The 13,595-nt window shown below is 72.4% G+C and carries 10 protein-coding genes; 3 read left to right on the forward strand and 7 right to left on the reverse strand.

From position 1 onward, the window contains the following. Positions 1-21: 21 nt before the first annotated feature. The gene (locus FHX44_RS17530) at positions 22-729 is read right to left on the reverse strand and encodes an IspD/TarI family cytidylyltransferase (protein WP_212612526.1); all 708 of its coding nucleotides are present in this window, start codon (positions 727-729) and stop codon (positions 22-24) included. Between the two features lie 251 nt (positions 730-980). On the opposite strand from FHX44_RS17530, the gene FHX44_RS17535 reads away from it, so the two are divergent. Beyond that, a complete protein-coding gene (locus tag FHX44_RS17535; protein WP_147256772.1) occupies positions 981-3,587 on the forward strand; it encodes a LuxR C-terminal-related transcriptional regulator in 2,607 nt (868 codons plus the stop codon). Between the two features lie 16 nt (positions 3,588-3,603). On the opposite strand, the gene FHX44_RS17540 is transcribed toward FHX44_RS17535, so the two are convergent. Further along, positions 3,604-4,170, reverse strand: a complete 567-nt coding sequence (locus tag FHX44_RS17540) for a CGNR zinc finger domain-containing protein (RefSeq protein WP_147256773.1) — start codon at positions 4,168-4,170, stop codon at positions 3,604-3,606. 85 nt (positions 4,171-4,255) lie between these two features. Between FHX44_RS17540 and FHX44_RS17545 the strand changes: the two genes are divergently transcribed. Next, positions 4,256-5,149: an alpha/beta fold hydrolase gene (locus tag FHX44_RS17545; RefSeq protein WP_147256774.1), complete on the forward strand. Its 894-nt coding sequence runs from the start codon at positions 4,256-4,258 to the stop codon at positions 5,147-5,149. Positions 5,150-5,203: 54 nt separating this feature from the next. Here the strand turns inward: FHX44_RS17545 and FHX44_RS17550 are convergent, their stop codons facing one another. From FHX44_RS17550 to FHX44_RS17570, 5 genes are all read right to left on the reverse strand, one after another. Then, entirely contained in the window at positions 5,204-6,700 is a 1,497-nt protein-coding gene (locus FHX44_RS17550) for a dynamin family protein (RefSeq protein WP_147256775.1), read from the reverse strand. Then, entirely contained in the window at positions 6,697-8,520 is a 1,824-nt protein-coding gene (locus tag FHX44_RS17555) for a dynamin family protein (RefSeq protein WP_147256776.1), read from the reverse strand. Before FHX44_RS17555 ends, FHX44_RS17550 begins: the two co-directional genes overlap by 4 nt. 174 nt (positions 8,521-8,694) lie before the next feature. After that, complete coding sequence (locus tag FHX44_RS17560; protein ID WP_147256777.1) at positions 8,695-9,579, reverse strand: hypothetical protein; 885 nt, start codon at positions 9,577-9,579, stop codon at positions 8,695-8,697. A 180-nt stretch (positions 9,580-9,759) separates the two neighbouring features. Beyond that, positions 9,760-10,371 (reverse strand): IniB N-terminal domain-containing protein, encoded by a 612-nt coding sequence (locus FHX44_RS17565; RefSeq protein WP_147256778.1) that lies wholly within the window; start codon positions 10,369-10,371, stop codon positions 9,760-9,762. 183 nt (positions 10,372-10,554) lie between these two features. Next, positions 10,555-11,424, reverse strand: coding sequence for an IniB N-terminal domain-containing protein (locus FHX44_RS17570; protein ID WP_147256779.1), 870 nt, complete (start codon positions 11,422-11,424; stop codon positions 10,555-10,557). A gap of 265 nt (positions 11,425-11,689) precedes the next feature. Between FHX44_RS17570 and FHX44_RS17575 the strand changes: the two genes are divergently transcribed. Continuing rightward, complete coding sequence (locus tag FHX44_RS17575) at positions 11,690-13,588, forward strand: Hsp70 family protein (RefSeq protein ID WP_212612527.1); 1,899 nt, start codon at positions 11,690-11,692, stop codon at positions 13,586-13,588. Positions 13,589-13,595: the final 7 nt, after the last annotated feature.

The raw sequence follows: 13,595 nt of genomic DNA on the forward strand, positions 1-13,595 counted from the left end.
GTCCCTCCGATGTATGGGGAGCTACTCGGTGTGGTCGGCGAGGCCGGCCGCTCGATCCGATGTCGTAGTGCATGCCGGGCTCGGGGAGCAAATCTCGTGAAGGACGAGACGTTCTGCTATCGCAAGCTCCTGCGGAGTCGTCACATGGACGTTGCCCACGTCACCCGAAACGGTGACGACGCGGTGGCCCCGTTCGACCAGCAGCCCCGAGTTCTCGACCGGACGCGGCCGGTCGGCGTGCACGGCGCGTAGCACGTCCGCGCGGAACGCCTGGGGTGTCTGCGTGAGCACGAGCTCGTCCTTCGGCAGTGTCTCGACCACCTGGCCGTCGCGGACCCGCTGCACGACCTCGAGCACCGGGATCACCGGCACGGCGCCGTCGGCGCCGCCGCGCACGGCCTCCACCACGGCGTCGAACAGCGCGTCGGATGCCAGGGGGTGGGCCGGGTCGGCAACGGCGACGATCGCCGCGTCGGCGGGTACGGCCGCGAGCCCCGAGCGGAGCGACTCCGACTGGTGGTCGCCACCTTCGGCGACGGCGTCGACCGGCTCGCCCGTCCACGCGCGTCCCGGAGGCAGCACGAGCACGACGCCGTCGCAGGTGCGGCGCGCGGCCGCCACCGTGCGGGCCACCATCGGCACGCCGCCGACGTGCTCGAACTGCTTGGCCCGCTCGCCGAACCGCCGAGAGGCCCCGCCGGCCAGCACGATCGCCCAGACTGCGCTCACTTGCCTCCGCTCCGCTCCGGCGGGCTTGCGGGCCCTACGAGGCGCCGCCTTCCGCAAGCCACTACGGCATCGTTCCGGACGGATGCCGGCCGCCGTGATCGTGCCACTCACCTGATCGGGGGGGACCGCTGGGCACACGCCGCGGCCGCCGGACGCCGGCCGCCACACCGCTGGTGAGTAATCTCCGATCAGTGTCGACGCGTACCCAACCGGCGCCGCGAGCGTCGGAGAGGCTGCTCACGGGCTCGCCCGTGGCGCGTCGGCTCCTGCACGAGGCCGCTGCGCGTTCCACGTCGACGCGCCGGGTGGACGTGATCGGTCCGGGCGGGCACGGCAAGTCCGCGTTGCTCGACGCGCTCGCCGCGGCGTTCGCGGCAGCGGGCCTGACCGTCCACCGGGACATCGCCGGTCTCACGGAGCTGGGAGCCGACGACGCGCTCCTGCTCGACGACGCCCACCTGCTCCCCCCGGACGCCCTGGATCGGCTCGCGGTGCTCGCGGCGGCGCCCCGCGGCCACCTGGTCGTGGCACACCGGCCGTGGCCGCGGCCGCCCGGCACCGCCGCGCTCGGGAGCGCTCTCGCGGCCACCCGCCCGCCCGTGGTGCTGGAGGCGCTCGACCGCACCGGCGTCGCGGCGCGGGCCGCTCTGCTGCTTGGGGGTGACGGTCCGCCCGCGGAGCTGGTGGACCACGTGTTCGAGCAGACCGCAGGCCTGCCGGCGCTGGTCGATCGGCTGCTCGGGGCGCTCCTGGAACGGACCGGGTCGGACTGCGTACGGGGCGTGCCGCTGCCCGCCGAGCCGCCTGCCGGCCTGCTGGTGCAACTCGGCTACCTGGTGCACGGCCTCGGCGACGGGGTGGGCGCCCTGCTCGTGGCTCGCGCGCTCGGTGCCCCACTGGAGTCCGAGGTGCTCGTTCCGCTGCTGGGGCTCTCCCCCGACGACGGCGCGGCACAGCTCGACGAGCTGCTGGAGGCCGCGCGGGCCGCGGGCATGCTCACCGGCGACGGGAGGGCCGTCCCGCTCGTCTCCGCTGCTGTGCTGGCGCGCACCCCGCAGGCGTCCCGGGTGGAACTGCGGCGCACCCTCGCCGAGATCGAGCTCGACCGCGGGGGCAACGTGCTCGCCGCGGCCCGCGGCCTGCTGGGCACGGGAGCCAGCGGATCCAGGGTCGCGGCCGTGTTCACCTCGGCCGCCGAGGAGGCGTTGCGCACCGGGTCACCGGCCGCGGGCGAGCTGTTCGACGCCGCCGTGCGCGCCGGGAGCCCCGCGCTCGGTCTCGCGGCCAGCCGCGCCGAGGCCGCCGTGCTCACCGGCGACCTCGACCTCGCGCTCACCCAGGCCGACCAGGTGCTCTCCGATCCCGACCGGGTGCTGCCCGCGGAGGCGGTGCGGGCCGGCACGGTCGCGGCCGCCGTCCTCGCCCACCGGGGGTTGCTCGGCCGCAGCGCGGACGTGTACCGGTGGATGAGCACGGCGCTGGAGCCCGCCATGGGCCCCACCGCCGTGCTCGCCGTGCCCGCGCTCATCGGCACCGGCGCGCTCGACGAGGCCGGCAAGCTGCTGGAGGCGCCCGCGGCGGGCAACGGCATCCCGGTGCGCCCGCCCACCCTGCTGGCAGGCGCCGAGGAGCTGATGGCCCAGGGCGTCTACGACTCGGTGGCCGGGTCGCCCACCGCGGCGCTGTCGCAGCTGACGCGCGCGGCGTCGCTGCTGGAGGCCTCGCAGCGGGCGGCGCTGCTGCCGGACACCCCGGCCGCGCTCGCGGCGCTGGTCGCCGTGCACTGCGGTGAGCTCGACGTGGCGCAGTCGGTGCTGGAACGCGCCCTGCGGGTCGGGCTGGGCGGGCGCGGGTCGGTCACCCGCCACCGCCTCCTGCTCGGTTGGATCGCGCTGTTCCGCGGTGCCACCGGCGCCGCGCGTTCGGCACTCACCCTTGCCTCACCGCCGGGCGCCGTCCTGGAACCGCGCGACGAGCTGCTGGCGGCGGCCCTGGACGTCGCGCTCGCCCGGCGGGCCGGCGACCTCGCCGTGCTCATGACGGCATGGGGCCGGGCGCGCGAGGCGATCGTGCGGCACCCGGTGGACCTGTTCGTGCTGCAGCAGCTCGGCGAGCTGTGGGTGGCCGCCACCAGGCTGAGGGAGTCGAGCTGGGTGCGTCCGCACCTCGACGAGGCCACCGACCTGCTCTCCCGGCTCGGCGACCCCGCGCTGTGGGCGGCGCCGCTGCACTGGTCGGGCCTGCAGGCCGCGATCCTGTCCGAGAACCGCGAGGCGGCGAAGCGGCACGCGGCGGCGCTCGAGGCGGCGGCCAACGGCAGCCGGTACGCGGCCGCGATGGCCTCGGCCGCCCAGCACTGGGTCCGGCTCCTGGACGCAGAGGTCGACGCCGCGGGCGTGGAGGCGGCCGCCCGTGGGCTGCACGCCGTCGGGATGGCGTGGGAGGGCGGCAAGCTCGCGGGCCAGGCCGCGATCCGCACCCGCGACCGCAAGGCCATGACGGCCCTGCTCGGATGCGCCCGCGCGCTGCAGAGCACGGGTCCCGCATCGCGCACCGTGGCGGTGGAGGCCGACACCGACGGCGGCCCGCGCACGGTGCCGGACACCACCGCGGAGGCCGAGCCCCTGCCGGATCCGGTGTCCGACGGCGCCGAGGGCCCGCTGAGCGACCGCGAGCGGGAGGTGGCCGGGCTCGTGCTGGAGGGCCTGACCTACCGGCAGATCGGCGAGCGCCTGTTCATCTCGGCCAAGACCGTGGAGCACCACGTCGCGCGGATGCGTCAGCGCCTCGGCTCGGGCAGCCGCGGCGAGCTGTTCGCCCACCTGCGCCAGATCGTCGGGCCCGGCACCGAGGCCTGAGACGGCCACCCGTATCTCAAGCCGGCTTGTGGCGCTGGTAGTGCCGGGCGACCCGGACGCGGTTGCCGCAGCGGGTGGCGGAGCACCAGCGGCGGCGAGGGTGGGCCGGGACGAACAGCATGACGCAGCCGTCGGCCTCGCATTGACGGACCTTGGTGACGAGGGGGCCGGCCAGGAACTCGGCGCAGGCCTCGGCGAGCCATGCGGCCAGCTGTTCGGCGGGTGTCCCCGTGCGGCGGCGCGTCGCGGTGACCGCCGTGCCGCCCCAGGCGAGCTCGAGAACCGCGGGCGCGAGGCGCTGGGCCCGGTTGAGGGCGTCCAGGTCGTCCGCTGACGGCCGCTCGCCGCGGCGGACGCGGTCGAGGGCGTGGGCGACGTGGTCCCGGACGTTCCGGACGGCCTCGAGGCCGTCGACGCCCGGTTCGGTGTCCGCCAGCTCGGCCGCCTCGCCGAACCGTTCGGACTGCAGCACCAGCCAGCTGCTCAGATCGGCGGGGGTGACCAGCAGATCGCCCGCGACCGGGTGGGTGTTCACCAGGTCCAGGGCCAGCGGTTCCCCGGTCAACGGGATCAGGTAGCTCACCGGGCTAATGTTACATCGGGCCGTTGACAGGTTAGTCAGCCGGCGGCTATACCTAACGCAATATCTTCGACAGAAAGCGTTAGCCATGGTCTCCCCCCTGATCGCCCGCACCGCCCACCGCCACCTCGACGTCGACGGGGTCCGGGTCTTCTACCGCGAGTCGCTGCCCGAGCGGTCGGATGCGCCGGTGCTGTTGCTGCTGCACGGCTTCCCGTCCGCCTCTCACCAGTTCCGGCGCCTCATCGACGTCCTGGGCTCCCGTTACCGGCTCGTCGCGCCCGACTATCCCGGCTTCGGGCACACCGAGGCCCCGGAGGACTTCGCCTACTCCTTCACCCGGCTCGCCGACGTCACCGAGGGCTTCGTGCGGGCGCTCGGCCTCACCCGATTCGTCATGTACGTGTTCGACTTCGGCGCGCCGGTCGGTTTCCGGCTCGCCGAGCGGCACCCCGAGTGGATCGCGGGCCTGGTCGTGCAGAACGGCAACGCCTACGACGAAGGACTGTCCGACGGCGCCCGTGACTTCATCGCGCTGCGCCGCGAGACGCCAGGAGCCCACGAGTCGATCCGTGATCTGCTGACCCCCGCCGGTACGCGCATGCAGTACGAGACCGGCGTGCGCGAACCGGCGGCACTGGCCCCGGACGGCTGGACGCTCGACCAGTACTTCCTGGACCTACCCGGCCGCAAGGAGGCGCAGCTCGCGCTGGCGTTCGACTACCACTCGAACGTCGAGCGCTACGAGCGTTGGCAGAGCTGGCTGCGCACGTACACCCCGCCCACGCTCATCACGTGGGGCGTCGGCGACCCGTTCTTCCCCGAGCCCGGCGCCCGCGCCTACCTGCACGACCTCCCGGAGGCCGAGCTGCACCTGTTCGACGCAGGCCACTTCGCCCTGGAGACCCACCTGCCGGAGATCGCCCCGCTCGTCGCCGACTTCCTCGACCGCACCTGGAACCGGACGGGTGTTCCCCGCTAGCAGGCGCCCGCGCACAAGATCGGCGGTACAACGGCGCCGTGGCGGCGCCCCTCGCTACTCGCCGTAGGCCTGGCGCATGCCGGCGAGGATGCCCTCGCAGCTGCGAACCACCTCGCGCGACACGTCGGCGACCGCACGGCTGGACATCGGGCTCTCGCCCCTGCGCCGCCAGCGACCCGCCGCGTCGAGGGCGGCGTCCCACACCTCCTGCGGGCCCGCGTCGGGCTCCAGGCCGAGCCGGGCCGCGGCCGACCCGCCGTCGCCGCCCAGCAGCCGCTCGGCCTCCTGCAACACGTCCTTGGGCAGCTTGATCGCGCCGGCGCGCAGTGCGGAGAGCAGCCGAAGCTCGGCGAACTCGTGCGCTCCCGCGAGGATGCGCTCCACGTCGGCCGCGAGCGGCGCGGTGTCCGGACGGGGTTCGCGGGTGAGCACCAGGTCGACCGCCAACAGCGCCGACCGCGCCTTGAGCAGGTCGCGGCGCTCCGTGAACTGCGTGGCGAGCACGCTGCGCAGCTCGTCGAGGCCGCTGCGCTTGACGAGCTCGGCCGAGATGGCGTTCGGGTCGGTCATGCCCTGGCGGATCAGCGTGGTCGCAAGCCGCACGCCGAACATCCCGAACCGCTCCATCAGCTGGGCACGGGTCTGCGAGTCGGGGGCGTCGCGCGCGTCGAGCTCGGTGCGGGAGAACCGGTCGGCCGACAGCAGCATCGACTCGATGTCAGACCGGGGCATCGCGGCCAGCGCGGTGAGCGCGGTGAACTCGCCCTGGCGCATCGTGCGGCCGGTCTGGGCCAGCAGTCCCGCGACGGCCACCACGGTCTGGCACAGCCCGCGGATCTTGTCGTCGGCCCGGTAGCGCCGGGCGATCTTCCGGGCGGACGTGAGCGCGTTCAGCCGGCCCGCGCCGATCTCGTCGGCACGCGAGAGCACGCCGATCGTGTTCACCGGCGTGGCCCGGGCGACGCCCTGGTCGAAGAACGACTCGAGGAATCGCACGTCCGTGTTGTGCAGGTGCCGCATCAGGTAGATGACGGCGTCGGCCTGGGTGGGGGCGTCCTCCGGCGCGAGGAACGCGCCCGCACGCGACGACGTGTCCGCCGACAGCGATGCGATGCCCGGGGTGTCGATGAGCGTCTGCGTGCGCAGGCTCTGCGACGGCCATTCCACCTCGAGCTTGTCGACCTTCTCCACCGGATAGCCGTGCAGGTCGAACGAGAGCCCACCGGTGGAGCGGTTGATCGTGAGCTGCTGCGGCTCCGAGCCGCGCGGGTACATCGTGACGCGGGGGAACTGGGCATCGACGTACCAGGTGACGACGCGCGTGCACTCGCCGGCGTCCGTCGGGGCGATCTGCTCCCCGACCAGCGCGTTGAGCAGCGTCGACTTGCCCGCCTTCACCTTGCCGGCGATGGCGACCCGCAGCGGCTCGTCGAACCGCTGGAGGTTGTGGGTGAGCCAGCCGTGCGCCTGCGGGCTGTCCTGGTAGGCCTCGATGGCGTGGCGCAGCAGGATCCGGACCGCGGCGCCGAGCGGGGGTGCGGGCGCACTCATGCGGCACCTCCCGCCGTCACGGCCGGTCGTCTGTCGCTCACGAGCGCCTTGGCGCGCTGCGCCATGCCGTCGATGCGGGCCAGCTCGGCCTTGAGGTCCTTGATCCGCTTCTCCCGGCCTGACGTGTTGGTCTTCAGGGCGTTCTGCGCGGCCTGCACCGATGCGGCGATCGAGGTGCTCATCTCCTCGGCGAGCGCGCTGAAGTGGTCGCGCAGCTGGCGCTGGGTGCGCCGCAGCATGTCGGTGGAGTCCTTGCCCACCTGGAACGTGACCTCGTCGATGTGCTTGCGCACCCCGTTCTTCGCGTCGCTGCGGCGCTTCTGCAGCATCCGCTTCTTCTCGTCGCGCACGGCCTTGATGCCCAGGAGCACGCCGGCCGGGGCGCCCGCGAAGATCGGCAGCCCGGCCAGCGTGCCCAGCATGCCGAACATCAGCATGCCGCCGTAACCGCCCTGCATGCCTTTGAGGAGCTGTCCTCCGCGGGTGAGTTTCTCCACCTCCGGCTTGGTGAGCGCGTCGACCTTGCCGGCGATGCCCTCGTCGTCGAACCTCAGCTCGGGCATGGCGATGTCGGCGCCCGCCGCGAAGTGCTCGGCCACCTGCGCCGCGAGCCAGCGCGCCCGCTCGGCCGCCCAGACGAAGTTGGCCGATGCCGCCGAGGAGATCTGCTGGTGGAACCAGTCGGAGAACTGTTCCCACACCTCGGCCGGGTCGGAGTCGTCGATGAGCTGCTCGGCCTCGCGCCCGATCGTGCGCAACCGGTCGCGCAGGTCGTAGCCGATGTCGGACTGGAGGTCGGCCACGCCGTCGTTCAGGGTGATCTGCCAGCGGGACGAGCGCTGCTTGAGCTCGTCGGCACGTGCCTTCGCCTTGGTCAGGTCCTCGACGAGGGCGTTGACCTTCTGCGGGTCCTCCAGGATGGAGAGCTCGGCCTTCATGCCGGACGACAGCTGCTCGGCCACCGAGAGCACGTCGTGGCTCGTGGAGCGCCGGTCGAGCTCGTCGGACTGCGCCACGACCTTGTGCAGCAGGTAGTCGACGAGCGGCTTGAAGCCGGACTCGTCCATCAGCTCGGTGTCCTGCTCCTTGGCCGCGTGCAGCCGCAGCACCGACGACACCGGGAAGATCTCGGCGTCGACACCCGCCCTGCGGAGGTGGCCGCGGTCGAGCTCCTCGATGCGCCGCCAGTGCGGGTAGAGGTCGGTCTTGGTGAGCACGCACGCGACGTTGGGGCACAGCTTCATCGCCGCGTCGAGGAACTCGAGCTCGGGGGCGGTGTACTCCTGGGCGGCGTCGGAGACGAGCAGCACGGCGTCGGCGCCGGGGAGGGCGGACATCGTGGCCGCGCCGTGGGCCGATCCGAGGCCTCCGACGCCCGGGGTGTCGACGAGCACCAGCCCGCCGGACAGCAGCTTGCGCGGCAGCCCCACCTCGGCGTAGCTGATCAACGCCTTGTTGCCCGGGTTGCCCGCCTCGGAGACGTGCTGTGCCAGCTGGGTGGCCTGCACCGCGGTGCGCTCGGCGGAGTCGGCCGACTCGCTCTCGCGCACCAGCTCGGCCTTGGTGGTCTCGGCGTACTTCACCACGGTGGGCACCGCGGTGGCGACGTCGTCGTCCACCGGGCACACGGGGGCGTTCACCAGCGCGTTGACCAGCTGGCTCTTGCCCTGCTTGAACTCGCCGACGATGAGCACGCGCACATCGGGGTCGGCGAGCCGCTTGCGGGTCTGGAGCAGTCGCCCACCGAGGTCGGGACGCTCGTAGGCGGTGGTTGCTTTCAGCGCGAGGTCGACCAACTCGACCGCTGCGGGAACCGCCACGCCGGTCCTTCCCTCCTCGTCGTCAGATGCTGACCCTCGCCCCGATACTGGCTCACCGGATCGGCCGCTACGACACCGGCCCCGCCACCTCGGGTACTCCCGTGGGGTGGCGGGGCCGGTGGCGCGTCACCCGGGGAGGCTACAGCGCCGGTCACCGGGCGGTGCGGCCAGTGATCAGACGACCTCGGCGCTGTAGGACTCCTGGGTGCTGGCGTGGCTGTCCGTCGTGGTCGTGTCGTTGTCCACGTAGGTGCTGTTGTCGGCGCCGTCCTGGTAGGAGCTGTACGAGTCGTTGTCCTCGGTGACCGAGGTGTCCTGCCAGTCGGCCGTGGTGTTGCCGGAGTCGTTCGTCGAGTTGTCGCTCGCGTCGACGGCCGTGTCGTTGTCCTCGCGGTTCGAGTTGTCGACGGCAGAGCTGCCGTCGACCGCGAGGGAGCTGCCGTCGTCGACGGAGACGTCGCCGTCGATCTCGGTGGAGGAGGTGTCGCCCTCGCCGAAGCCGACGGTGTTGTCGTCGCCGTCCACGACCTCGTTGTCGTCCCCGTCGATCGAGGTGTTGTCGTCCCCGTCCACGTTGTCGTCGCCGACGATGTTGTCGTCGCCCGTCGTGATGTCGGAGTCCTCGATGTCGTCGCCCGCCGCCACCGAACCGTCGCCGGAGGCCACCACGGAGTCGACGTCGATGTCCTGGTCGAAGTCACCGCCACCCGTGTCGATCTGCTGGTTGATCGAGTTGTCGGTGATCGTGTCGCCCTCGTTGGTGATGTAGTTGTTGGTGACGTAGGTGTCCAGGTAGCGGATCGCGGCCTCCTGGTTGCTCTCACCGGGCTCCGGCGCGGGCGCGGGCGGCGGCGGGGGCACGTGAACGTGGTTGCCGCCGGTGTTGTACTCGCGGCTGAAGTCGGCGTCCTGCCGGTCCTGCAGCAGGACCAGTGCCTCACGGATGTCTTCGGGCGACACGTCCCCGCACGAGGCGAGGAATCCCTCCGGGTCCTCGCGGTACGCGCTCGGGTCGCGGAGCAGGTTGAGGAGCAGTTCGAGCAGGTTCGTCGTCGACATCGTGGCTCAACTCCATGGGTGGGGATGCCGGGTTCGGGGTCGTCCGGCGTTGGTCCGAACGCTATGGCTATCGGCCATCCGGGCCATCGGGGATCGCCCAGAGTCCGGGATTCGCACCCGTACGGGGATCCGGGGCCCGCCCCGTAGGGGGTTCGGGGATAGGGGGAAACCGGGAGGGGATCAAGCCCCTTCGGACCCGGGCGGGCCGCCGTCGGGGCCGTCCGCTGCGTCCTCGGAGAGGTCCGCGAAGCTCGTGAACGCGCCGAGGTCGTCGACGTCGTCGAAATCGTCGAGGTGGCCGATGTCGTCGAGGTCGGCGGTGATCTGGTCGTCGCGACCGTGATCCGGCTCGGCGGCGGCCCATCCGCCGATCGCGTCCGCCGGCTCCGACCCGGCTCCGTACCCGGTGGCGTCACCGGCTCCGAAACCGCCGAGCGGAACCCCGCCGAGGTCGTGGTCCTGGTCGTCGGCGGGGTCGGTGTCGGGGTCTGCCCACTGCTCGGCCACAGGGTCGTGCGGGCCCGCGAGGTAGCGGGCCAGGTACTCCACGGCGGCCTCGTGGCCGTCGCCGGCAGGCGGAGGTGGCGGCGGGGCGGTCGTGGCGTCGAAGGAGTAGTCGACGGTCTGGGTGTCCTGCACGAGCACGAGCGCGTCGTGCACGTCGGCGGGCGTGAGACCGGCCAGGCCGTGGGCCGTGAGCGTGCCCTGCGGGTCGTGCCCGAAGTCGCCGCGCAGCCCTGCGTCGGTGAGGAGCGCCTGCAGGAACTCCATCAGGGACAGCGTCTCGGCCATCGACTGGTCTCCGTGCGTGGTGGGATCGGACAGAACGGTAGGTCCGGGACGGCCCGCGGCAATCGGGGATGCGGCACCGTCCACCGATCCCGCATTAGGGGATCCGGCCATCGGGGTGGTCCCGCAACGCCGCGACCCCGCCCCCGGCGATGCCGGTGGCGGGGCCGCGGTCGGCGCAGTCGATCAGGCCTGGATCGAGACGTCCGAGTCGACGCTGCTGTGGTCGTCCGTGCTGGTCGAGTCGTTGTCCTCGCGGTAGCTGTTGTCCGAGCTGTCCTCGTAGTTGCTGTACGAGTCGTTGTCCTCGCTGGTCGAGTTGTCCTCCCACGAGGAGGTCTCGTTGAACGAGTCGTTCACCGAGTTGTCGCTGGCGTCGATGTCGGTGTCGTTGTCCTCGTAGTTCGAGTTGTCGACCGAGGAGCTGCCACCGATCGCGAACGAGCTGCCGTCGTCGACGTTGACGTTGCCGTCGATCTCGGTCGAGGACACGTCGCCGTCGCCGAAGCCGGTGGTGTTGCCGTCGCCGACCACGGCCGAGTTGCCGTCGCCGGAGATCGAGGTGTTGCCGTCACCCTCGATGTTGTTGTCACCGACGATGTTGTCGTTGCCGGTGGTGATCGTCGAGTCCTCGATGTCGTCACCGGCGGCCACGGCGCCGTCACCCGAGGCGACGGTGGAGTCGACGTCGATGTCCTGCTCGAAGTCGCCGCCGCCCGTGTCGATCTGCTGGTTGATCGAGTTGTCGGTGATCGTGTCACCCTCGTTGGTGATGTAGTTGTTGTAGATGTACTTGCTGACGTAGTCGGCCGCCGACTCGGAGCCGTCCACCGGCTCGGGGGCGGCGATGTTGACCTCGTTGCCGCCGGTGTTGTACTCGCGGCTGAAGTCGGCGTTCTGGCTGTCGTCGTGCATGAGTTCGAGCGCGTCCCGGACGTCGTCAGCGCTGAGGTTGCCCAGGCCGGCGTCGTCGAGGGCCTGGTCCGGGTTGTCCGCGAAGTCCTGGCGGGCCTCGTCGTCGGAGAGCAGGTTGAGAATGAACTCCATGAGCGTCATGCCGATGTCTCCTCTGGGTTGCGTCACTGCGGTTGGGTAGGCCGCGTTGAACACAACGTAGGGCGCAGGAGTTGCTGGGCCATCGGGGATCCCCCACAGTTGCGGGAAGCCTCCGTTCGGGGGATTAGGGGGACCCCCGATAGGGGGACTCGGGGGAGGTCCTTGGTCCAATAGGGCCCGCGGAGGGGGCTAACGACAGGCCGGGAGCCCGCGATGCGATGGTGGGACCGGTCTGCTGACCGGTTGTCGGGGTGAGGGGAAAGGTATGGCGTACCAGCTCGGGATCGACCTGGGGACGACGTTCACCTGCGCCGCAGTGTGTCGCTCCTCGGGCAACCGCTGGGGAGAACCCGAGGTCGTCACCCTCGGTAGCCGCGGCGCCACGGTCCCGTCGGTCGTGTTCGTCGGGCAGGACGGCGCGATCGTGGTCGGTGAGGCCGCCGAACGCCGGGCCCTGACCGACCCGGACCGGGTGGTCCGCGAGTTCAAGCGCCGCATCGGTGATCCGACTCCCGTGATGGTGGCGGGCCGGCCGTGGGCCCCGCAGGACCTGTCCGCGTGGCTCGTCCGCTGGGTGGTCGACCGCGTGGCGGAGCGTGAGGGCGGTCCCGCCGAGCGGATCGCCGTCACCCACCCCGCCGCATGGGGGCAGCACAAGAAGGAACTGCTGTCCGCCGCCCTCGCCAACCAGGGCCTCACCGTCACGTTCATGGCCGAGCCGCAGGCAGCCGCCACGAGCTACGCCGCGAACGAGCGGGTGGCCGCCGGGTCCACGATCGCCGTCTACGACTTCGGCGGCGGCACGTTCGACGCCGCGATCGTGCGCAAGGGCGACGTCGACTTCAGGCTGGTCGGGAGGCCGGAGGGCCTCGAGCGGCTCGGCGGCATCGACTTCGACCAGGCCGTGTTCGAGCACGTGCTCGAGGGCATGCCCGACGCCTTCGCCGAGCTCGACGACACCGATCCGGCCGTGCTCTCGGCCGTGGCGCGCATCCGGCGCGAGTGCACCGAGGCCAAGGAGGCCCTCTCCAGCGACACCGAGGTGTCGATCCCGGTGCTGCTCCCCTCGTCCCGCGGTTCCGTCCGGCTGCACCGCAGCGAGTTCGAGGCGATGATCCGCCCGCAGGTGGAGGACACCGTCGCGGCGCTGCGATCCGCGGTGATCTCGGCGGGCTTCGCGCCGGACCAGCTCACCGCCGTGCTGCTCGTCGGCGGCTCCTCGCGGATCCCGCTCGTCGCACAGCTGGTCTCCGAGCAGCTCGGCCGGCCCGTCGCGGTGGACGCCGACCCGAAGAACGCCATCGCCAAGGGTGCTGCTCTCTCGCTGGCGCCCCAGCCCGCCGCGGCGCCTGCGGGCGCCCCGGCGATGCCGCCGGCGGCACCGCCTGCCCGGCCGCCGCGGATGGCTCCGCCGCCTCCCGGAATGCCGGGAATGCCCTACAGCGGGCCGTACAACGAGGCCCCCTACAACGACGGTCCCTACAACGACGGTCCCGGCGCCCCGCCGCCTCACGGCGCCCGCCCCGGCCCGTACGGGCCGCCGGGCCGCCCCGCTCCCGAACCGGCTGCCGCGATGCTCACGGAGCCGGTCCAGCAGCGGTCCCGGCACGCCCACCAGCAGCCGGAGCCGGAGTGGGACTACGACGACTACGACGACCGCGAGCCGGATCTGCCGCAGCGGCGCCGGCCCAGCGCGATGGTGATCGGGCTGGGCGCGCTGCTGGCCGCGGGCGCCGTGGTGCTGGCGTTCGTCCTGTGGCCGACCGGATCTGCCACGCCCGCGGACAGCACGGGTAGCGAGAGCACCCTCTCCGACTCCGCGCCGTCCGACTCCGGCGGGAGCAGCGGTGGCGGCCGCAGCTCCGGCGGCGGGAACGAGCCGGGCGCCGCGGTGCCGCCGCCCGGCGAGGCGACCAGCGGTCCGACGACCTCCGCGGAGGAGGAGCCGCCGGCCGCGACCAAGACGACGACCAAGGCCAGCGAGCCCACGAAGGACAGCGACGCGACCAAGGAGCCCGACAGCGACTCCGAGGGCGACTCGAGCGGCAGCGACTCCGACTCCGAGTCCGGTGGTGGGGGCGAGGGCGACAGTAACGCGGCCGGTCCCGCTGCCGATCTCGAGCAGGTGGGGCCCGAGGCCCCGGCGGATCCGCCGACCCTCTGAGACACCG

Source organism: Pseudonocardia hierapolitana (assembly GCF_007994075.1).
GTDB classification, from domain to species: Bacteria; Actinomycetota; Actinomycetes; order Mycobacteriales; family Pseudonocardiaceae; genus Pseudonocardia; species Pseudonocardia hierapolitana.